18 protein-coding genes are annotated in these 20,245 nt (G+C 70.4%); 12 read left to right on the top strand and 6 right to left on the bottom strand.

The features are described from left to right. Window positions 1-12: 12 nt before the first annotated feature. From ITJ62_RS03430 to ITJ62_RS03395, 8 genes are read left to right on the top strand one after another with little or no spacing between them, the layout of a single operon-like run. Window positions 13-972, top strand: a complete 960-nt coding sequence (locus tag ITJ62_RS03430; protein WP_194599693.1) for a carbohydrate ABC transporter permease — start codon at window positions 13-15, stop codon at window positions 970-972. Next, window positions 969-1,889, top strand: coding sequence for a carbohydrate ABC transporter permease (locus ITJ62_RS03425; RefSeq protein ID WP_236555343.1), 921 nt, complete (start codon window positions 969-971; stop codon window positions 1,887-1,889). Before ITJ62_RS03430 ends, ITJ62_RS03425 begins: the two co-directional genes overlap by 4 nt. Beyond that, window positions 1,886-4,372 (top strand): glycoside hydrolase family 2 protein, encoded by a 2,487-nt coding sequence (locus tag ITJ62_RS03420; protein WP_370581795.1) that lies wholly within the window; start codon window positions 1,886-1,888, stop codon window positions 4,370-4,372. The genes ITJ62_RS03425 and ITJ62_RS03420 overlap by 4 nt, the downstream gene beginning before the upstream one ends. After that, on the top strand, window positions 4,369-5,382 hold the full coding sequence (locus ITJ62_RS03415) for an ROK family protein (RefSeq protein WP_370581794.1): 1,014 nt from the start codon (window positions 4,369-4,371) through the stop codon (window positions 5,380-5,382). Before ITJ62_RS03420 ends, ITJ62_RS03415 begins: the two co-directional genes overlap by 4 nt. Continuing rightward, window positions 5,379-8,129, top strand: a complete 2,751-nt coding sequence (locus tag ITJ62_RS03410) for a CIA30 family protein (protein ID WP_194599692.1) — start codon at window positions 5,379-5,381, stop codon at window positions 8,127-8,129. Before ITJ62_RS03415 ends, ITJ62_RS03410 begins: the two co-directional genes overlap by 4 nt. Then, the gene (gene manA, locus ITJ62_RS03405) at window positions 8,129-9,334 is read left to right on the top strand and encodes a mannose-6-phosphate isomerase, class I (protein ID WP_194599691.1); all 1,206 of its coding nucleotides are present in this window, start codon (window positions 8,129-8,131) and stop codon (window positions 9,332-9,334) included. Before ITJ62_RS03410 ends, manA begins: the two co-directional genes overlap by 1 nt. A gap of 17 nt (window positions 9,335-9,351) precedes the next feature. Next, window positions 9,352-9,684, top strand: coding sequence for an NIPSNAP family protein (locus ITJ62_RS03400; protein WP_194599690.1), 333 nt, complete (start codon window positions 9,352-9,354; stop codon window positions 9,682-9,684). After that, on the top strand, window positions 9,681-10,250 hold the full coding sequence (locus ITJ62_RS03395; RefSeq protein ID WP_194599689.1) for a GNAT family N-acetyltransferase: 570 nt from the start codon (window positions 9,681-9,683) through the stop codon (window positions 10,248-10,250). Before ITJ62_RS03400 ends, ITJ62_RS03395 begins: the two co-directional genes overlap by 4 nt. A gap of 16 nt (window positions 10,251-10,266) precedes the next feature. Here the strand turns inward: ITJ62_RS03395 and ITJ62_RS03390 are convergent, their stop codons facing one another. Both ITJ62_RS03390 and ITJ62_RS03385 read right to left on the bottom strand, forming a co-directional pair. Continuing rightward, window positions 10,267-11,349: a histidine kinase gene (locus ITJ62_RS03390; protein ID WP_194599688.1), complete on the bottom strand. Its 1,083-nt coding sequence runs from the start codon at window positions 11,347-11,349 to the stop codon at window positions 10,267-10,269. Next, window positions 11,346-12,002 (bottom strand): response regulator transcription factor, encoded by a 657-nt coding sequence (locus ITJ62_RS03385; protein WP_194599687.1) that lies wholly within the window; start codon window positions 12,000-12,002, stop codon window positions 11,346-11,348. The genes ITJ62_RS03390 and ITJ62_RS03385 overlap by 4 nt, the downstream gene beginning before the upstream one ends. Before the next feature lie 225 nt (window positions 12,003-12,227). Between ITJ62_RS03385 and ITJ62_RS03380 the strand changes: the two genes are divergently transcribed. Further along, complete coding sequence (locus ITJ62_RS03380; protein ID WP_194599686.1) at window positions 12,228-12,380, top strand: hypothetical protein; 153 nt, start codon at window positions 12,228-12,230, stop codon at window positions 12,378-12,380. A gap of 119 nt (window positions 12,381-12,499) precedes the next feature. Here the strand turns inward: ITJ62_RS03380 and ITJ62_RS03375 are convergent, their stop codons facing one another. The 4 genes from ITJ62_RS03375 to ITJ62_RS03360 all read right to left on the bottom strand — a co-directional run bounded on the left by ITJ62_RS03375 (window position 12,500) and on the right by ITJ62_RS03360 (window position 16,521). Then, a complete protein-coding gene (locus ITJ62_RS03375; protein WP_194599685.1) occupies window positions 12,500-13,003 on the bottom strand; it encodes a hypothetical protein in 504 nt (167 codons plus the stop codon). Window positions 13,004-13,130: 127 nt separating this feature from the next. Then, window positions 13,131-14,459, bottom strand: a complete 1,329-nt coding sequence (locus ITJ62_RS03370; RefSeq protein ID WP_194599684.1) for an MFS transporter — start codon at window positions 14,457-14,459, stop codon at window positions 13,131-13,133. Beyond that, a complete protein-coding gene (locus tag ITJ62_RS03365; protein ID WP_194599683.1) occupies window positions 14,459-15,475 on the bottom strand; it encodes an alpha/beta hydrolase in 1,017 nt (338 codons plus the stop codon). Before ITJ62_RS03365 ends, ITJ62_RS03370 begins: the two co-directional genes overlap by 1 nt. Continuing rightward, window positions 15,472-16,521 (bottom strand): alpha/beta hydrolase, encoded by a 1,050-nt coding sequence (locus tag ITJ62_RS03360; RefSeq protein ID WP_194599682.1) that lies wholly within the window; start codon window positions 16,519-16,521, stop codon window positions 15,472-15,474. Before ITJ62_RS03360 ends, ITJ62_RS03365 begins: the two co-directional genes overlap by 4 nt. A 110-nt stretch (window positions 16,522-16,631) precedes the next feature. Between ITJ62_RS03360 and ITJ62_RS03355 the strand changes: the two genes are divergently transcribed. The 3 genes from ITJ62_RS03355 to ITJ62_RS03345 all read left to right on the top strand — a co-directional run bounded on the left by ITJ62_RS03355 (window position 16,632) and on the right by ITJ62_RS03345 (window position 20,230). Next, window positions 16,632-17,639: a LacI family DNA-binding transcriptional regulator gene (locus tag ITJ62_RS03355; protein WP_194599681.1), complete on the top strand. Its 1,008-nt coding sequence runs from the start codon at window positions 16,632-16,634 to the stop codon at window positions 17,637-17,639. Between the two features lie 78 nt (window positions 17,640-17,717). Beyond that, window positions 17,718-20,039: a carbon starvation CstA family protein gene (locus ITJ62_RS03350; protein WP_194599680.1), complete on the top strand. Its 2,322-nt coding sequence runs from the start codon at window positions 17,718-17,720 to the stop codon at window positions 20,037-20,039. Then, complete coding sequence (locus tag ITJ62_RS03345) at window positions 20,039-20,230, top strand: YbdD/YjiX family protein (protein ID WP_064295968.1); 192 nt, start codon at window positions 20,039-20,041, stop codon at window positions 20,228-20,230. Before ITJ62_RS03350 ends, ITJ62_RS03345 begins: the two co-directional genes overlap by 1 nt. Window positions 20,231-20,245 lie beyond the last annotated feature (15 nt).

Below are 20,245 nucleotides of genomic sequence, written 5' to 3'. Positions count from 1 at the left end.
AAGGCAACCAGCATGGTCACAGTCCAGGGAGCGTCACCCGCCACCCGAGCGGTGGTGACGAACCATCCACGCCCTCCGCGCACCCTGCGCCCCGGCAGGCCCCCGAAGGCCACCGGGTCGCGTGTCACCCCCTGGCTCTTCCTCGTGGTGCCGCTCGCCTTCCTGATCGTGCTCACCTACGTGCCGGTCGCGAACATGTTCTGGTACAGCCTCACCTCGTGGGACGGACTGGAGCCCGAGCAGGAGTTCATCGGCATCGACAACTTCGTGCAGATCTTCACGAAGCCGGAGATCTTCCAGGTCTTCTTCGTGAGCCTGTACTACCTCGTCGGGGCCGTCGCCCAGCTCGTCCTGGCGCTGTACCTCGCCACGCTGCTGAGCTTCCGCACCCGCTTCAAGAACCTCTTCAAGGGCGTCATCTTCTTCCCCTACCTCATCAACGGGGTCGCGATCGGGCTCGTCTTCCTCTATTTCCTCCGCCCCGGCGGCACCCTCGACGCCCTGCTCGCGGCGGTCGGCGTGCAGGACACCCCGCAGTGGCTGGGTGATCCGTCCTTCGTGAACGCGTCCCTCGCCGCCACGTCCGTCTGGCGGTACATGGGCCTCAACTTCGTCCTGTTCCTCGGCGCGATCCAGTCGGTCCCGTCCGAGCAGTACGAGGCCGCGGACCTCGACGGTGCCAACTCGTGGCACAAGTTCCGGTTCATCATCCTGCCGAGCATCCGGCGCATCCTCGGCCTCTCGTTCATCCTGGCCATCGCCGGAGCACTGTCCGCCTTCGAGATGCCGTACGTCATGACCGGCGGTGCCAACGGCTCCGAGACCTTCGTGATCCAGACCGTGAACACGGCGTTCAAGTTCTCGAAGGTGGGTCTGGCGTCCGCGATGGCCGTCGTCCTGCTGCTGATCGTCCTGATCATCACCTTCGTCCAACGCCGGGTCTTCCCCGACGAGAAGGGAGGCGAATCGTGACCGCCACCGCCGACCGACCGGTCTCCGCTGCCACCCCCGAGCCCCGACGCGCACTGCGACGGACGCGGCGCGGGCCGAAGCGTCCGCAGGGCGCCGCCGCCCTCACTGCGACGACGATCAAGTACGCCTCGCTCATCATCGCGAGCCTCTTCGCCGTCGTGCCCCTCGCCACGATCTTCATGCTCGCGTTCAAGACCGACCGCGAGCAGCGGACGACCGGTCCGCTCACCCCGCCGTCGAACTGGTTCAATTTCGACAACTTCGTCGTCGCGTTCGATCAGGGCGGCATGGTCACCGGCTTCCTGAACACCGCGATCATCCTGCTCGTGTCCGTCGCCGGGACGATCCTGATCGGCACCATGTCGGCCTACGCACTCGACCGGTTCCGGTTCCGCGGCCGGAAGCTCGTCATGGGCCTGTTCCTGCTCGCGACGCTCGTGCCGTCGGTCACGACCCAGGTGGCCACGTTCCAGGTGGTGTCCGCACTCGAGCTGTTCAACACCCGTGGCGCCGCGATCCTCCTCTTCATGGGGACCGACATCGTCGCGATCTACATCTTCCTGCAGTTCATGCAGTCGATCCCCGTCTCCCTCGACGAGGCCGCGATGCTCGACGGCGCGAACCGCTTCACGATCTACTGGCGCATCATCCTCCCGCTGCTGAAGCCCGCCGTCGCGACGGTGGTCATCATCAAGGGCATCGCCATCTACAACGAGTTCTACATCCCCTTCCTGTACATGCCGTCGCAGGACCTGGGGGTGATCTCCACCTCGCTGTTCCGGTTCATGGGACCGTTCGGCGCCCAGTGGCAGATCATCGCGGCCGGGACGATCCTCGTGATCATCCCGACGCTCGTCGCCTTCCTCTTCCTGCAGCGATACATCTACAACGGCCTGACCTCTGGAGCAACCAAGTGAGCATCATCGACACCGCCACCGTCCGTCCCCTGACCACCCGCCTCCTGCACGAGGGGTGGAGTCTGCGTGCGGTCGGCGGTGCCGTCCCCGAGGCCTTCGTCGGGACGAGCGTCCCCGCGACGGTGCCCGGCCTCGTGCACACGGACCTCCTCGACGCCGGGCTCATCCCCGACCCCTTCCTCGACCGCAACGAACACCTCGTGACGTGGATAGGATCGACGGACTGGGAGTACCGCACCACCTTCACGTGGGAGCCGGACGGCCACGAGCGGCACGACCTCGTGTTCGAGGGACTCGACACCGTGGCGACGGTGACCGTGAACGGCTCGGTCGTCGCGACCACGCGGAACCAGCACCGCACGTACCGCATCGACGTCGGTGCCGTCCTGCGCGAGGGCGAGAACGAACTCGTCGTCCACTTCGCCTCGCCCGTCGCCGCGGCGGACCTGGCCAGCCTCGAGATCGGCTATCGCCCCCACACCTACTCCCACCCGTTCAACGCCATCCGCAAAGCCGCCTGCAACTTCGGCTGGGACTGGGGACTCGACGCCGCCTCGTCGGGACTCTGGAAGCCCGTGAGTCTGCAGTCCTGGTCGACGGCCCGGCTCGCCTCGGTGCGTCCGGTCGTGACCGTCGACGGCGGCGAGGGCCGGGTCGCGGTGCACGTCGACGTGGAACGCGCCGGCGACGGTGACGTCGCCCTGGCGCTCTCGGCCACGGTCGCCGGCGCGAACGCCGACCTCGTGTTCCCGGCCGGCGCGGACTCCGCCGTGGTCGAGCTCGCCGTGCCGGACGTCGGACTCTGGTGGCCTCGCGGGTACGGCGAGCAGCCGCTGTACGACCTCGACGTCGTGCTCGGGCAGGACCAGGCACGCCTCGGCGAATGGTCGAAGCGGATCGGGTTCCGGACCGTCGCCGTCGAACTCGAACCAGACGCGGAGGGCACCTCGTTCCGTTTCGTCGTGAACGGTGAGGCCGTCTGGGTGCGCGGCGCCAACTGGATCCCCGACGACGCCTTCGTGACCCGCGTCGACCGCGCCCGGCTCGCGCGCCGGATGGACCAGGCCGAGTTCGCGAACCTCAACCTGCTCCGCATCTGGGGTGGCGGCTACTACGAGTCCGACGACTTCTACGAGCTCTGCGATGAGCGCGGGATCATGGTGTGGCAGGACTTCCTCTTCGCCTGCGCGGCCTATGCCGAGGAGGAGCCGCTGTGGAGCGAGGTCGAGGCTGAGGCGCGCGACAACATCACGCGCATCATGCCGCACGCGAGCCTCGTGCTCTGGAACGGCAACAACGAGAACATCTGGGGCTTCGAGGAGTGGGGCTGGGAGAAGCGCGTCCAGGGCCGTACCTGGGGCATGGGCTACTACCTCGACCTGCTGCCTCGGCTCGTCGCCGAGCTCGACCCGGCCGGCAACTACACCGCGGGCAGCCCCTGGTCGGGCACGCCGGACATCCCGGCCAACGACCCGGACCACGGATCCGTGCACCTCTGGGAGCTGTGGAACCGCGTCGACTACCCCGCCTACCGCGAGGTCTCGCCGCGCTTCGTGGCCGAATTCGGTTGGCAGGGCCCGGCGACGTGGTCGACGATCGACCGCGCCATCTCGGACTCCCCGCTCACGCCGGAGTCGCCCGGCATGATCCACCACCAGAAGGCGACGGACGGGAACGACAAGCTGACCGACGGACTCGTCGCGCACCTGCCGCTGCCGGACGACACCGAGGACTGGCACTGGGCGATGTCACTCAACCAGGCGAACGCGGTGACCGTCGCGATCGAGCACTTCCGGTCGTGGAGCCCACGCTGCATGGGGTCGATCGTCTGGCAGCTGAACGACTGCTGGCCCGTCACCTCCTGGGCGGCCGTCGACGGCGACGAGCTCGCGAAGCCGCTGCTCTACGCCCTGCGGCACGTCTACGCCGACCGGCTCGTGACCGTCCAGCCGCGTGGGGAGTCCCTCGTGGTCGCCGTACTCAACGACGGCCCGGACGCCTGGGCGGACGACCTCGTCATCCGACGCCTCCGGTTCGACGGGGCCGAACTCGCCGCAGTCCGCGTCCCGGTCGACCTGGACCGACGCTCCTCGACGCTCGTCGACATCCCCGAAGCGGTCGCGGTCGCGGGCTCGGCGCCCGACGAGGTGCTCGTCGCCACGCTCGGGGCGGAACGCGGCTTCTGGTCCTTCACCGAGGCACGTGATTCGACGATCCCCGCCCCGCGGTTCAGTGCCGAGGTCGCCCGCGAGGAGGACGGTTACGCCGTGACCATCACGGCCGAGTCGTTCCTCCGCGACCTCACGCTGCTCGTCGACAAGCTGGACCCGGCGGCCGTCGTCGACGACCAGCTCGTGACCCTGCTGCCGGGAGAGCGCGTGACGTTCCACGTGCGGACCGAGGCCGAACTCGGCGAGGACGAGCTCCGGTCGACCCGGGTCGTGCGCACCGCGAACCAACTGGTCGAGGACTGGGCGCGGTGACCCTGGCGGACCTGACCGGGAGGCAGGACCCGTCGAGGTCGATCGCGCTCGCGGTCGACCTCGGTGGCACCAAGGTGGAGGCGGCGCTCGTCACGGCCGAAGGCGTCGTGGTCGAGGGCAGCGCGCATCGGGCGCCGACGGGGCCCGAGGCCGGGCGCCGTGCACTGGAGGACGCCGTCGACCGAGTGGTCCTCGCTTCGGTCGCACACCTGCCGGACGGTTCCGCGCTCGTCGGCGTCGGCATCGGTTCCGCGGGTCCCGTCGACCTCGGCCGCGGCACCGTGAGCCCGAAGAACCTCCCGCGACTGCACGGCTTCGACCTCCGGACCCATGTCGCGCGGCTGTTGCCGGACGCCCCGGTGGTGGTCCGTCTCGACGGTACCTGCATCGCGCTCGCGGAGCACTGGCTCGGAGCGACCCGCGGCACCGAGAACTCGATGGCGATGATCGTCTCGACCGGTATCGGCGGTGGTGTCATCCTGCACGGCCGGTTGATCGCCGGCCGGAGCGGGAACGCCGGCCACATCGGTCAGGTGCAGATCGCCTCGCGCGTGCCGGGGGAGTCGGCCGACGACGCGACGCTCGAGCGCATCGCCTCCGGACCACGGAGCGTCGCCTGGGCGCGGGCCCGCGGCTGGGACGGGCACACCGGCGAGGCGCTCGCCGTCGACGCCGCGGCAGGGGATCCGGTCGCACGGTCCGCCGTCGTCCGTTCGGCCACCGCGGTCGGCCAGGCGATCGCGAGCGCCGCGACCCTCCTCGACCTCGAAGCGGTCGCCGTCGGCGGTGGGTTCACCGCCGTCAGCACCGACTACCTCGACCTCGTCCGTGCCGCCGTGCAGGACGCCATCGTCCTCGACTACGCGGCCGGCGTGGTCGTCACCGGTTCCGCGCTCGACGGCGCAGGTCCGATCCTCGGCGCCGCAGCACTCATCCACCGACCGGAGGCACTCGGCCTCCCACCGCTCGACCCGATGCACCATCCCAGACGAAGGAGCCTGGCACGATGAATCGCACCCCCGATCCCCGCCCATCGCACCGCGACACGAGCGGCCGTCTCGCCGCCGGTATGCTCGCGGCGGCCGTCACCGTCACACTGCTCCCGGCGCTTGCGACACCGGCGGCCGCCGCCCCGGCCGACTGGACCTCGCTCAACACCTCGTTCGTCGAGCGTGACGGCTCCCGCCTCGTGCTCGACGGCGAGACCTTCCGCTTCAGCGGCCCGAACATCTACTGGCTCGGTCTGGACGAGAACGTGGGCGGGGTCGACTACCCGACGGCCTTCCGCATCGCCGACACCCTCGACGCGGCGGCCCGGATGGGTTCGACCGTCGTCCGGACGCACATGATGACCTCGACGGGCCAGGACGGCGCGAACCCCCTGGCCATCATGCCGAGCATCGGGCAGCTGAACGAGGAGGCGTTCGCGACGATCGACTTCGCCGTCGCGTACGCCGGCGAGCTCGGCATCCGGCTGGTGCTCCCGCTCACCGACGAGTGGGAGTACTACCACGGCGGGCATCGCGACTTCACGACCCCGTACGGGCTGACGTCGGCCGACTTCACCACCGACGAGCGGCCGATCGCCGCCTACCAGGCCTACGTCGACGCGATTCTCCAGCGGACGAACGCGCTCACCGGCGTCCGGTACACCGAGGACCCGACGATCATGGCGTGGGAGCTCGGGAACGAGTTGGAGGGGATGACCGCCCCGTGGATCGACCGGCAGGTCGCGTTCATCAAGGAACGCGCCCCGCAGCAGCTCGTCGCGGCCGGTCGTCGATTCGACATCGACCCGGACACGCTCTCGGCACCGGGGCTCGACATCGTCGACGTGCACTACTACCCGCCCACCGCCGCACGCGTGTCCGCGGATGCGGCCACCGTCACCGCCGCGGGCAAGGTCTACCTGGCCGGCGAGTACGCCTCCACGGCTGCGAGCCCGGCGCTGCTCGAACCGCTCGTCGCCGACCCGAACGTGACCGGCATGCTGTTCTGGTCGCTGTTCGGCAACGACGACCGTGGTGGGCTCGTCCCGCACGACGACGGGTTCACGATCCATGCACCCGGTGCGACCGACGCCGAGCGCGCCCGGGTCTCCGCGATCACCGCCTATGCCGCCGCGATCGGTGCCGTGCCGGCTGCTCCCGCCGTCGGGACACCGCTCATCACGGCGGTCGACCGCGCGGACGGCATCAACACCGTCCGGTGGCGCGGGGCCGGCGGTGCGGTCTCGTATCGGCTCGAACGCTCGCTCGACGGGACCTCGTGGACCGCGGTCGACACCGGCGCGCTCCGGGCCGATGCCGGGTCCGCGACGGACTTCGCCTCGCCGACGGGAGCGGTCTACCGCGTCGTCGCGATCGACGGGGCCGGGGCCGACGCAGCGTCGTCGGACCCGGTCATGACCGAGACCGACACCCGCGTACTCGTCGACCCGCTCGAGTCCTGGCTGCTCACCGAGGCACACGACGGTGCGACGATCGCGCCACGCGCGGACGGGACGAGCGTGGTCGCCGCCTCCGATGGAGCCAGCGTCACCTGGAAGCAGGACCGACTCTCGGCGGCGTCGTTCATCGTCTCCGGATCGGTCGTGGTCGAGTCCAGCGCTGACGGTTCAGGCTGGGTGACCGCCGCGTCCGAGGTCGGACCCGGCGGCACGGTGAACGCACGCGATCTGACGGGGCCGTACCTCCGGGTGACCCTCGCCGCCGACGCGACCGTGTCGCGGGCCACCATCTGGTCGGCGGTGGACGCTCCGAGCGGGCCGCCGGCGGCGTTCGCATCCGTCTCGCCGGCGCCCGGCACCGTCGATGTGACCGCGACGCCGACCTTCACCTGGGAGTCGGCGGCCGGCGCGGCCTACTACCGCTTCACGCTCGCCGCGCAGGCCGACCTCGGAAACCCGGTCGTGGTCGTCGACGGTGTCGGAACCCCCTCGGTCACCCCGACGGTCTCCCTCACGCCGGGACAGCGGTACTGGTGGTCGGTCACCGCGGTCAACGGAGCCGGGACGACCGCCTCGAGCACGGGAGCGGCGGACTTCCTCATGAAGGCGCTGCCGAGCGAACCGCTCGTCGTCGAGGACTTCGAGTCGTACGCCGATGACACCGCCTTGCAGGCCGCCTACGTGCGGAACACCGGGGGCGGTGCCGTGACACCGACGCTCACGCCGAACCCCGACACCGGCACGAACGCGATGTCGGCCGCGTACGATCTCGCCGGTCCCGGCTATGCCGGCGTCGTCCGCACCTTCCAGACGCCGCAGGACTGGTGGGGCTACACCGGGCTCCAGCTCTGGGTGCAGGGGACACCGGGCGACGACGTCACCGTCCAGTTCGTGACACGTGGGACGTACTGGGAGACGGTCGCGCCCATCGAGGGCGAGGGCTGGCAGCTGATCGAGATCCCGTTCTCCGCCTTCGCCCCACCGGCCTGGGCCGGCGAGGCGGCGTTCGACCCGACCTCCGTCACCCAGATCGGGTTCTACCTCGGCGGTGAGGGGGCAGGCACCCTGCTGGTCGACGACGTGGTCACGACAGTCGCGGCGGTGGAGCCGGAACCGGGCACGGGACAGCCAGGCACGGGACAGCCGGGCACGGGACAGCCTGGAGGGTCGGGCGGCACCGACCCGGGGGCGCCGACGGACGACCTCGCCCGCACCGGGTGGGAGGCCACACCCTGGATCGTCGGCGCGCTCACGCTGCTCGCGATGGGTGGCCTGCTGCTGGTCCGCGGTCGACGGTGTGCCCGCTGATGGCGCTGCACCGCATCACCAGCGACCCGAAGCGGTACGCCTGGGGGTCGACGACGGTCATCCCGGAGCTGCTGGGGGTGCCCGCCGACGGTTCGCCCCAGGCTGAGCTCTGGCTCGGTGCACACCCCGGCAGCCTGACCGAGTTCGTCGATCGGGATGGCGGTCTTCCGGAGAGTCTCAACGAGTGGATCGTGTCGGACCCCGACGCGGCTCTCGGCGGGCGCTCCAGGATGCCGTTCCTGGTGAAGCTGTTGGCCGCCGCGAGGCCGCTCTCCCTCCAGGTCCACCCCACGCCCGACCGGGCCAGAGCGGGGTTCGCCGATGAGGACCGACGCGGCGTACCGCTCGACGCACCGCATCGGAACTACAAGGACGCGTGGCACAAGCCGGAGATCATCGTCGCCCTGCGGGACGGGTTCCGTGCCCTCTGCGGCTTCCGTGCGGTCGAGGAGTCGCACGCGCTGCTGGGGCATCTCGCCGGACGCATCGTCGGCCCGGACCGGCGGGCGCTGGACGAGCTGGCGGTGCGGCTGCTCGACGCCGGGCTGGAACCGACGGTGCAAGCCGTGCTCGAACGACGCACACCTGGCGTGGTCGCCGCCCTCGTCGCAGCCGCCGGTGTCGGCACCGACGGTGGAGCGGCCCCGGACGCCGACGGTCGATCGCGCTGGACGGCCGAGCGGGAACTCATCCTGCAGCTCGCCGAGGAGTACCCGGGGGACCCCGGCATCGTCGTCGCGGCGCTCCTCAACCTCGTCACGCTGCGGGAAGGCGAGGCGTTGTTCCTGCCCGCGGGGAACATCCACGCCTACCTCTCCGGATTCGGGGTCGAGGTCATGGCGTCGAGCGACAACGTCCTGCGTGGCGGGCTGACGCCGAAACACGTCGACGTGCCGGAACTGCTCGCCGTCCTCGAGATCGCTCCGATGCCGGTCCCGTTCGTGGAGCCGGTGGCGCGTGTCGGTGGCGGGGTCGTCTACCCGGTGCCGGTCGACGACTTCCAACTCGTCCAGGTCGACCGGGGGACGGCGAGCGACCTCGCTCGCGGCGGGGCGGCCGTCATCATCGTGACCGCCGGTACCGCGCGCGTGGAACAGGGCCCGGACACGGTGGTGCTGGAGCGCGGTGCCGCGGTGTTCGTCTCGCCGGGTCCGGAACCGGTTACCGTGTCCACGGACGGGAAGGTGTTCGTCGCCACCGGGTGAACGGCCAGACTGGACCCATGATCACCATCCACCTCCGCTACCAGATCGACCCCGAGCAGCTCGACACCTTCACCGAGTACGGGCGGCGCTGGATCCGCCTCGTGAACCGGCTCGGTGGCGACCACCACGGCTACTTCCTCCCAGCGGAGGGCGACAACGACGAGGCGTTCGCGCTGTTCAGCTTCCCGTCGCTCGCCGCCTACGAGCAGTACCGCATCGCCGCGACGACGGATCCGGAGTGCATCGAGGCCTACGAGCTCGTACGGGGCACCGGCTGCATCGTGCGCTTCGAGCGTCGGTTCCAGACACCGCTCTTCGGCGACGAGGCGGTCGCGGAGGAACGCGCATGACCGTCCCGACCGTCGACACCTCGAAGCTCGCGGAACTCGACACCCTCGTGACGCCGAGGCTCCGGCTGGTCCCGCTCGGCTCCGCGCACCTCGAACCGACGCTGCGCGGCCTGGCCGACCCGGAGACGCTGCGTCTCACGGGCACGCGTGGCCCGATTCCGCGTGAGGCGGTCGAGCATCACCTCGCGACCATCGGCGGGCAGGACGACCGGGCCGACTGGGCCGTCACCGCGATCGATTCGGGGGAGTACCTCGGCGAGGTGGTGCTCAACGAGCTCGACGAGGACAACGCGTCGATGAACTTCAGGATCGCGCTGGCCCCCGGGTGGACCGGACAGGGCTTCGGGACGGAGGCCACGACGGCGGTCCTCGACCACGCGTTCTCCGTGCTCGGCCTGCACCGGGTCGTCCTGGACGTCTACTCGTTCAATCCGAGGGCGGAACGGTCCTACGTCAAAGCCGGGTTCGTCGTCGAAGGGCGTCAGCGTCACACGCTCCACTGGGACGGCGCATGGGTCGACTCGATCCTGATGTCCGTGCTCTCCACCGACGACCGCCACTCGTGAGCGGACGAACCGCGCCTCAGTAGGGCGCGCGGAACGTCAGGGTGAACCGGGTCGGCGCGTCCTCGGTGAGGAGGGACCCGTTCAGGAGTTCGGCGCGTTCGCTCAAGCCGACGAGGCCGTGGCCCGCGGACGACCACGAGCTGTCCGACGCGCGTGCGGGGCGGGTGTTTCGGATGACCACGGTGACCTCGTCGGCGGAGGCTTCGGCGCGCACGTCGACCGCGGCGCCCGGCGCATGCTTCCGAGCGTTCGTCAGCCCCTCCTGAACCGTCCGGTAGATCGCACGCTGCAACGGTGCGGGGAGGCCGTCCGGCAACTCGATGGCGGAGGTGACGGCGATGCCGCTCTCCGCGATCAACCGGTCGAGGTCGTCGACCGTCGGTTGCGGGGCCAGCGGCGCGTGTCCGGTCTCCGCGCGCAGCAGCGTCACCATGTCCCGCAGCTCGTCGAGCGTGCGCGACGCGAGCGAACGGATCGTCACCGCCATCCGCTTCGTCCCGGGTTCCTCGGTCTGCACCTGGATCGCGCCGGCCTGGACGGCGATCAGACTGACCTGGTGGGAGACGACGTCGTGCATCTCCCGGGCGATGCGCGTGCGCTCCTCGACGAGGACGTCGGAGGCGATGCGCGCCCGCTCGCTGCGTCGGATCTGTTCGAGGTCGCGGATGCGGTCGAACAGCTCGCGGCGGGTGCGCACGAGCAGGCCGAAGGCGATCGGTGCCGCCGCGTAGAGCGCGGCGTACACCATGGAGAGGATCGTGTAGTTAGGCGACGTCCACCCCCACCACGGCACCGCGGCGAGGACGAAGACCACGGCGCCCGTCGTGACGAGCCGCCAGCGTCGCCGTTCCCGCACCGCGACGGAGAAGAGCGATGCCAACCCGGCGAGGGTCGCGAGGTTGAGGGTGAAGGCCGGCACAGCCAGGAGGAGCGACAGCCACGGCCAGCGTCGCCGGAAGACGAGGCCGACGGCAGCGGCGATCGCCAGGCCGGACTCCCAGGGGGTCGCCCACTCGAGCGTCGTCAGGCTCTCGACGGCCGCCGCCGCGATGAGGGCGAGTTCCAGGAGGACCGACCAGAGCCGGGAGCGCGGCTTCACCGCGGGGCCGCCTCGTCGCCGCGGGCCCCGGCACGCTCGGCGATGATGGCGGCTTCGAGCCGGGTCGTCACCTCGAGTTTGCCGAGGATCGCACTCACGTGGTCCTTCACGGTCGCGCGGCTGAGGTGCAGTGCCTCGCCGATCTCGGAGTTGGACGCACCGGTGCGGAGCGCCGCGAGCACGTCCTGTTCGCGGCCCGTCAGCCCGGACAGTCGTTTCGCCGCCTCGCGGTCGGCGGTGCGCGCGAATCCGCCGACGAGCGTCCGGGACACCTGCGGGGACAGCACGATGCCGCCCGCAGAGAGGGATCGGAGCAGCATGGGGAGCTGTTCCGGGTCCGTGTCCTTCACGAGGAACCCCGCGGCGCCACTGCGGAGGGCGCGTGCGATGTAGTCGTCGGAGTCGAAGGTGGTCAGGATCGCGACGACGGGCGGGTCGTCCCAGGTCTGCAGTTCGTCGAGGATGTCGAGCCCGTTGCGCCCTGGCATGCGGACGTCCAGGAGCACGACGTCGGGACGGCTCGAGCGGATCGCCTCCACGGCGTCGATCCCGTCGACCGAGGCGACGACCTCGATGTCCTCGACGGCACCCAGGATGAGTTCGAATCCGGACCGTACCAACGCCTCGTCGTCGACGATGGCCACTCCGATCACGGTGTCCTCCTCAGCTCGACTCTCACCCTACGAGTCCCGGGAACCGGGCGGCGACGGCCGGGAGGCTGAACCCGCCAGGTGGCGGGGGTGGAATAGCCCGCAGCAGGATGTGGACGGATCGCCACGCCGTCGATACTGAGTCAACCGGGTCGGTCGACGCTGCCCGGCGCGTCGGGGTCGAGGATGCCGACGTGGAGCCAGGGGAATCTGCATGGGGGACCACACGTGAGACCAGGACGAGACAACGGTGCGCGGCGTCGCTCGTCCGCCGACCAGCTTCCCACGGTCGGCATCGGGATCATTGCGACCGTCATCATCGTCGCGGCCGTCGTCCTCGTCGTCGGCTTCATCGTCGTCCTCGCACTGGGTGGCCGTTGACGGCGATCGCCCGATGACGGCCGCGCGATCTCGCCGTGGAGGAGGCCCACCATGCCTCGCGTGGCGTCGACTGGCTGGAGTGCGCGATGCGCACGTCGATCTGACGAGTCTCCGCCGTGTCAGCCCGCCCGCACCTGTCGGCCCCGCGAGTCGATGTCGGGCACCGTGGCGGCGGCGGCGGCGCGCGAGCCGAGGACGGTGAGCGCAAGCTCGACCGCCTCCCGCACGCTCAAGCCGGTCGCCGTGAGGGTGTTCAGCTGCGCGAGGGCCTCGGGATCCACGATGACGACCGAGACGGGCGATTCGGGCCCCGCCTCGCCCACGGCGGACCCGGCGCGAGCCCGACGGGTGGCGAGCCCGCGAGCGATCCACGCCCGGTTCCGCTCGACGTCGATCTTCAACAACCGTTTGTTGTTCCGGACCCGTTCGGCGACGAGTCTGCCCTCGTGGATGTCGGAGTACACCTGCCAGCGCGGGTAGAGGAGCCGGGTCGCGAGGTCGGTCGGTCGCAGGGGGACCGGGAGGTCGTCGATGAAGTCCTGCAGCACCGCGTCGGCGAGCGCCTCGCGGAGCGTTCGCCGCTGCAGGGTGTCGTCGGGCGAAGCTGGGAACGGCAGGGTCATGGGGATCCGGTGGTCAGAGGTCGGGTATGGTCCAGTGTCACTCCGGGTCCTGCGCCCCGGGTGGACTTCACCTGGAAACCACCCCGGAACCAACCCCTGCAAGCCGTTGACCGTGCAGGTGCCGGTCTCACCGCACGGACCTGATCGGCAGCACGGCGAGTCCGCCCAGGACGGCGAACACGATCGCCGCGAGATACAGCGCGTGATAGTTCTCCCCGCCACCGAGCGCGAGCAGGGGGACGGCGACGATCGGCACGAGCAGCTGCGGGAGCTGGTAGGACAGCGAGACGATGCCGAGGTCCTTGCCGGCCTCGTCGAACGACGGCAACACCTCCGTCATGAGGGCGATGTCGACGGACACGTAGGCCCCCTGAGCCGCCCCGACGATGAAGATGCCGACGAGGAACACGGTGACGTCGGGGGAGACGATCGCGACCCCGAGCCCGACGGCGCTCAGCAGGCTGGAGACGAGCACGATCGGTTTCCGTCGCCCGGTCCGGTCGGAGATCCAGCCGAACAGCACCGTCATGACGATGTTCCCGACCGTGAAGATGATGAGCGCGTTCGCCTGGACCCCCGAGGCCTGCTCCTTCGGGATGCCCAACTGGTCGATGATGAAGAACAACAGGTAGATCGACACCGAGACGATCGACATCGTCACGAGCAGCCGGCAGGCCCACGCCCAGAAGAAGTCGCGATAGCGCACGGGGTTCAGCCAGTAGGTGGACAGGACGTCGGCGAGGCGTAGCGGCGGAGCAGGGACCGTCCGCACGATGTCCCGGAGCCCGAACACGAGCGCGGTGCTCAGGACGCCGCCGATCAGGCCCGGCACGACGAACCAGGTCCACCGCGCATCATTGGGGAGGGCGGCGACGATCTGCGCACCGACGATCAGGGCGAGGCCGCCCGAGACACTGGCGGCGGCTGCGACACGCGCCCGGATCCGTGCCGGGATCTGATCGGCGAGCAGTGCGTGCACCGCCATGTTCGTCGCGCCGAAGCCGAGCTGCACGATGCTCCACCCCAGGATCGTCACCGCGAGACTGTCACCCGTCGCCAGGATCGCGACCCCACCGAGCGCCACGATCGCGCCGCCGAGCATCCACGGTCGCCGCATCCCGAAGCGCGAACGTGATCGGTCGGACAGCCGGCCGAACAGCGGCGTGATGATCATGATGACGATGCCACCGACCGCCGCGACGATCGAGAGGTTCGTCCCCTTCGTCGCGTCGTCGAGGAAGGCGAGGGCCTTCGGGATCGACGCCCCGCTGATGGTGCCGAGCGCCAGCGTGACCCCGAACCAGGCCAGGACGAACAGCGGCAGGAAGCCGCGCGCCTGCGGGGACCCGGGGACGGCGTCCGGATCGACCGCCGCGACGGGGACGGCATCACCGATGCGCGGCTCCGGCTCGGCTGGCCCCGTGGACGGACCGGTGGGTGGGGTGTGAGCTGACATCATCGTCTCCTCGGCTGGATCGGCTCTGGCGTGAGCGGGTTCGTCCCGTAGGCCTCACGGAGCGCGGTGGCCTGGACCGTCTGCCACTCCCTCGCCCCCGCCATGACGGCCGTGAGACCACCCGATGCATGGACGTGGCCGCGCCCGATCCACGTCATCGTCGGGACCCCCGCCTCCACGAGTCGGCGTCCGTACGCCAGACCCGCGTCGCGGAGCGGGTCGTGCTCGGCGACCTGGATCAGTGTGGGCGGCAGGCCCGAGAGGTCGTCGGCCTCGAGCGGGGAGGCGTAGGCGTCCGCCGCCCGCGGACCGCCGAGGTAGAGCGGCACGAGTGCCTCCGCGTCGTCCAGCCCGAACCCGCGCGCGTACCGTGTGGCGGAGTCGCCCGACGGGGTCAGCGACACCGCGGGGACCTCGAGCGCCTGATGCACGAGGGGGAGGCCACCCGAGTCACGCAGGTGGAGGACGGCGCTCGCCGCGATCCCGCCGCCCGCCGAGTTGCCGGCGATGCCCAGGCGGCCTGGGTCGACGTCGAAACGGCTCGGGCCCGCTTCGGTCGTCAGGACCCGCAGGGCGTGGACGGTGTCGTCGACGGCGGCCGGATAGGGATGCTCGGGCGCGAGCCGGTACCCGAGCGCGACGATCTGGATCCCGGCGGCGAGGGCCCGGGCTGCAAGGAGTCGGTCGTTCAGGAGCTCGTGGACGGTGCCGGACGTGAAGCCGCCGCCGTGCAGCGCGAGCTGGGTCGGCGCCGGAGACGGGAGTCCCTCCGGGCGGTATCGGCGGAGCTCGAGCGGTCCGGCCGGTCCGTCGATCCAGCTCGTGGTGATCTCGACCGACGGCGGCGCGGGTTCGGTGAACTCCTCCGCCAGGAGGTCGGAGAGCTTCAGCGCCGCCTGTCGCCGGAGCGCGAGGTCCGAGGATCGGAGTGCCGGCAGCTGCTCCGCGTGCTGCTCGATCCGCGCAGCCCAGGCGAGGATGCCCGGGTCCAGCCGCAGCTCCTCCACGGACGTCACCGCGAGGCCTCCGCCGGCTCGCGGAGCGGCGCGCCGTAGCTCACCGGGTCCTCGTGCAGCGTCCGCAGGGTCGTGATGACGTCGCGATGCAGGTGGTCTGCCGCCGGGACGTGACCGGTCAGTCCGCCGGAGGTGTGCGTCTGCCCGATGTACCGGACGCAGCTCACCGGCACGCCGGCCTCACTCAGCACGCGGGCGTAGGCCTCGCCGTCTCCGCGGAGCGGGTCCATCTCCGCCGTGTAGACGACGGCCGGCGGCAGATCCCGGTGGTCGGTCGCGAGGAGCGGCGACGCGTACGGTTCGCGCTGCGTCGCCCGGTCCGGCCCCAGGTACTGGAGCACGAGCTGGCGCGCGAGGCGACGCAGGATGGCACCCGGGACCTGCGTGATCCCCCGGGCGTCGAGGTGTCCGCGGGTCAGGTCGAGCGACGGCGCCTCGAGCAGCTGCAGCCGGATCGGTCGCTTGGCGCGGTCGCGGTTCATGAGGGTCACGGCGGCGGCGAGGTTCGCGCCCGATGATGCACCGCCGATCGCGAGCCGGTCGGGGTCGCCGCCGAGTGAACGTGCGTGCTCGGCCGCCCACTCGAACACGGACCAGCACTGCTCCGGTTGCGCGGGGTACCGGACCTCCGGCGCCAATGAGTACTCGCCGGCGACGATGATGACGCCGGCCTCCCTGGCGCGGCGACGGAACCCGGCGTCCCAACCGATCCAGTCGATCCCGGCGATCGTGAAGCCACCGCCGAAGAAGTACACGAGGACGGGCCGACCACCGGACGCACCGTCGGCGAGGGCGGGGAGTCGCTGCTGGTCGGGCCAGTAGACGCGGAGCCGTGCGTCCGGGTGGCCGGGCACGTGGACGGTGTGGTCCTCGGTCGCTGCCACGAGGGTCTCGGTGCCGAGCGCCTCGGAGGACACCCGGTCGAAGGCGGCCGCGTGCGCACGCCGGCCGACGGGATCCTTCGGCTCGGGCGTCTGCTGCAGTGCTGCCAGACGCCCCGAGACCGCCGTGACGAATGCGTCGACGGTGGGCTTGCTCCGAGCCATGGTGTTCCTCCGATCCCGGCATCGATGCCGTGTCCGGTTCGAGTATCCGCTATCGAAGAACTTCGATCAAAGGACTTTTCACGAGCTAGGATCGTCGGAGGAGGTGCGCCATGGACGAGCGACCGCAGAAGGCGACGATCTACGCGGTGGCCAAGCGTGCCGGCGTGAGCATCTCCACCGTCTCCCTGGCCATCAACCATCCGCAGCGGGTGAACGAAGCGACGCGACGATCGGTCATCGCCGCGGCGACGGAGCTCGGCTACCGAGGTGGCGCCGCCGCGAGCGGCGCTCAGCGGATCGCGGTCGCGGCACCGTTCTCGAGTTACGCCTCCTACTACCGGCGACTGTCGGGGATCATGGAGCGCGCCGCGACGGACTCCGTCGAGATCGTCGTGCACGACCTCCCTTCGGCGGCGGGGAGCGACAGTCCCGTCCTCGACGCGCTCCCCATGCGTGCGGGGATCGACGGCATCATCGTGATGGGCGTGCCGCTGTCACCGGCCGCGTTGGAGTCGAAGGCGCTCCCCGGCCCACCCGTCGTCCTCGTCGACGTCCCGGACGGCGCCCAGCGACGGCTCGGACTGCCCTCAGTCCTGATCGACGACGAGCGGGGTGGTGAACTCATCGCCCGACATCTCTCGGAGCTCGGACACGAACGCGTGGTGTTCCTCCACGAACCGCAACGCTCCGAGGAGTACGTGTCGGCCGGCATGCTGCGGGCGCGCGGCCTGGGTCACCTGCTCACCATCTCCGAGGCCGTGGCCGACGTCGCCGCGACGGACCTCGTCGAAGCCGTCGGTGCCGCGCTCGAGCAGGCGTTCCGGGCCGACCCGGAAGCGACCGCCGTGGTCGCCAACCACGACGAGCTGGCCGCCGCCGCGCATCGGGCGTTCCGCGTCACCGGCGCGCACCTGCCCGAGGGTCGCTCGCTCGTCGGCTACGACGACGGACCACTGGCGTCGGCACTCGACCTCACGACCGTCCGCCAGCCGTTCGAGGAGTCCGGGTACGCGGCGCTCGATCTCCTGCTCGGTCGGCTCTCGGGTGAGCACGCCCGCGTCTCATCGGTCCAGCTCGCACCCGACCTGGTCGTCCGAGGCACCACCTTCCGCGTCTGACCCCGACGCCGCGAGCGCCCGCCGCAGCGACGCTGTTACCCTCGACGCACGAACACCACCGTTGAGGGAGGAATCGTCATGGGCAACGACGCCGGACGACAGGACCGAGCACGCGCAGGATCGAAGCGGGACGGAGCGCTGCAGCCCGCGGGTGGCGGGGAGGCCGAACCCGTCCTGGTCCAGGATCCGGAGCTGCCGCCCACGGCGGTCGACGAGGCCGACCTCGCCCCGAGATGGACCCCGGCGAAGGTGATCCTGTGGGTCGCCATCGCCCTCCTCGGCGGTCTCGCCTGGACGATGCTCGCCCTCGTCCGCGGTGAGACGGTCAATGCGATCTGGTTCGTCTTCGCGGCGGTCTGCACCTACCTCATCGCCTACCGCTTCTACTCGAAGCTCATCGAACGCAAGCTGCTGCGCCCCGACGACCGGCGGGCGACCCCGGCCGAGTACCTCGCCAACGGCAAGGACTTCGTCCCCACCGACCGCCGGGTGCTCTACGGTCACCACTTCGCGGCGATCGCCGGTGCCGGTCCACTCGTCGGCCCGGTGCTCGCGGCACAGATGGGCTACCTGCCCGGCACCATCTGGATCATCATCGGGGTGATCCTGGCGGGTGCCGTGCAGGACTACCTCGTCCTCTTCTTCTCGATGCGCCGTGGCGGACGTTCCCTCGGCCAGATGGCGCGTGACGAGCTCGGTGTGATCGGCGGGACGGCGGCGATCATCGCGACGCTCGCGATCATGGTCATCATCGTCGCGATCCTCGCCCTCGTCGTCGTCAACGCGCTCGGCGAGAGCCCGTGGGGTGTCTTCAGTGTCTCGATGACGATCCCGATCGCACTCTTCATGGGCGTGTACCTGCGGTTCATCCGGCCGGGCAAGATCACCGAGATCTCGATCATCGGCTTCGTCCTGCTCATGTTCGCGATCGTCGCCGGCGGCTGGGTCGCCGAGACCGAGTGGGGTGCCGCGGCGTTCACCCTCGACCGCACGGTCATCGCCGTCGGGATCATCGTCTACGGTTTCGTCGCCGCGATCCTGCCGGTGTGGCTGCTCCTCGCACCACGCGACTACCTCTCCACGTTCATGAAGATCGGCACGATCGTCATGCTCGCGGGAGCGATCGTCCTCGTCCGCCCGGAGATCACGGTCCCGGCGTTCAGCGAGTTCGCCGGTGGCGACGCCGGCCCTGTCGTGAGCGGCTCGCTCTTCCCGTTCCTCTTCGTCACGATCGCGTGCGGCGCCCTCTCCGGCTTCCACGCGCTCATCGCCTCCGGTACCACGCCGAAGCTGATCGAGAAGGAGCGCCAGACCCGCTTCATCGGATACGGCGGCATGCTCATGGAGTCGTTCGTCGCGATCATGGCCCTCGTCGCGGCACTGTCGATCGACCGCGGCATCTACTTCGCGATGAACTCCTCGGCAGCGGCCACGGGCGGGACCGTCGAGGGGGCGGTCGCCTTCGTGAACTCGCTCGGCCTCGCCGGGGTGAACCTCACGCCCGACGTGCTCACGCAGACGGCGGCGAACGTGGGGGAGGAGTCGATCGTCTCCCGGACCGGCGGTGCGCCGACGCTCGCCCTCGGCCTTGCGCACATCATGCAGCAACTCATCGGCGGCACGTCGCTCATGTCGTTCTGGTACCACTTCGCGATCATGTTCGAGGCGCTGTTCATCCTCACGGCCGTCGACGCCGGGACGCGCGTGGCGCGCTTCATGCTGCAGGACACCTTCGGCAACATCATCCCCAAGTTCCGCGATCCGGACTGGCGGGTCGGAGCGTGGATCTGCACCGCGGTGATGGTGGCGGCGTGGGGAGCGATCCTCATCATGGGCGTCACCGATCCGCTCGGCGGCATCAACACCCTCTTCCCGCTGTTCGGCATCGCGAACCAACTGCTCGCCGCCATCGCGCTCGCCGTGTGCATGGCGATCGTGGCGAAACGCGGGAACTTCCGCTGGCTGTGGATCGTCGCCGTCCCGCTGGCCTTCACCGCCGTGGTGACGATCACCGCGTCGATGTTCAAGATCTTCTCGCCGGTGCCGGCCGTCGGCTACTGGGCGCAGAACGCGGCGTTCCGTGAGGCGCTCGCGGCGGGCGAGGACAGCTTCGGCAATGCACCGACGCGGGCGGCGATGGAGGCGGTCGTGCGGAATACCACCGTGCAGGGGGTGCTCTCGATCCTGTTCGTGACCCTCGCGATCATCGTCATCTTCTTCGCGATCCTCCACACGGTGCGGTCGTTCCGTTCGGGCGGCGGGCCGAGTTCGGAGGATCCGGCGCGGCCGTCGCGACGGTACGCGCCGTCGGGGCTCATCGCCACGAAGGCGGAGAAGGCGCTCGAGCGCGAGTGGTCGACCGTGGACGCCGACAAGCGACCCGCGCGGTCGGGGCACTGATGGCCGGCATACGACGGGGCTGGGCCGCGCTGCGGTGGTTCGTCACCTCGCTGATGGGCGACACCGCCTACGCCACTTATGTGGATCACCAGCGTCGCGTCCATCCCGACGCAGCCGTCCCGGACGAGCGCACGTTCTGGCGGGAGCGCTTCGCGGAGCAGGACCGGACGCCGGGCTCCCGCTGCTGCTGACGAGCCGCGGTCGTC

Origin of the sequence: Plantibacter sp. VKM Ac-2876 (genome assembly GCF_015350715.1) — a bacterium.
GTDB classification, from domain to species: Bacteria; Actinomycetota; Actinomycetes; order Actinomycetales; family Microbacteriaceae; genus Plantibacter; species Plantibacter auratus.
The sequence above is the reverse complement of the archived record's forward strand: the minus strand, read 5'-3'. Positions and strand labels throughout refer to the sequence as shown.

What these genes read in the sequence shown, in the direction of transcription:
- ITJ62_RS03355 (WP_194599681.1), top strand. Translation starts at nt 16,632, where the DNA reads ATGGACGAGCGACCGCAGAAGGCGACGATCTACGCGGTGGCCAAGCGT.
- ITJ62_RS03370 (WP_194599684.1), bottom strand. Translation starts at nt 14,459, where the DNA reads ATGTCAGCTCACACCCCACCCACCGGTCCGTCCACGGGGCCAGCCGAG.
- ITJ62_RS03410 (WP_194599692.1), top strand. Translation starts at nt 5,379, where the DNA reads ATGAATCGCACCCCCGATCCCCGCCCATCGCACCGCGACACGAGCGGC.
- manA (WP_194599691.1), top strand. Translation starts at nt 8,129, where the DNA reads ATGGCGCTGCACCGCATCACCAGCGACCCGAAGCGGTACGCCTGGGGG.
- ITJ62_RS03360 (WP_194599682.1), bottom strand. Translation starts at nt 16,521, where the DNA reads ATGGCTCGGAGCAAGCCCACCGTCGACGCATTCGTCACGGCGGTCTCG.
- ITJ62_RS03375 (WP_194599685.1), bottom strand. Translation starts at nt 13,003, where the DNA reads ATGACCCTGCCGTTCCCAGCTTCGCCCGACGACACCCTGCAGCGGCGA.
- ITJ62_RS03345 (WP_064295968.1), top strand. Translation starts at nt 20,039, where the DNA reads ATGGCCGGCATACGACGGGGCTGGGCCGCGCTGCGGTGGTTCGTCACC.
- ITJ62_RS03400 (WP_194599690.1), top strand. Translation starts at nt 9,352, where the DNA reads ATGATCACCATCCACCTCCGCTACCAGATCGACCCCGAGCAGCTCGAC.
- ITJ62_RS03350 (WP_194599680.1), top strand. Translation starts at nt 17,718, where the DNA reads ATGGGCAACGACGCCGGACGACAGGACCGAGCACGCGCAGGATCGAAG.
- ITJ62_RS03395 (WP_194599689.1), top strand. Translation starts at nt 9,681, where the DNA reads ATGACCGTCCCGACCGTCGACACCTCGAAGCTCGCGGAACTCGACACC.
- ITJ62_RS03430 (WP_194599693.1), top strand. Translation starts at nt 13, where the DNA reads ATGGTCACAGTCCAGGGAGCGTCACCCGCCACCCGAGCGGTGGTGACG.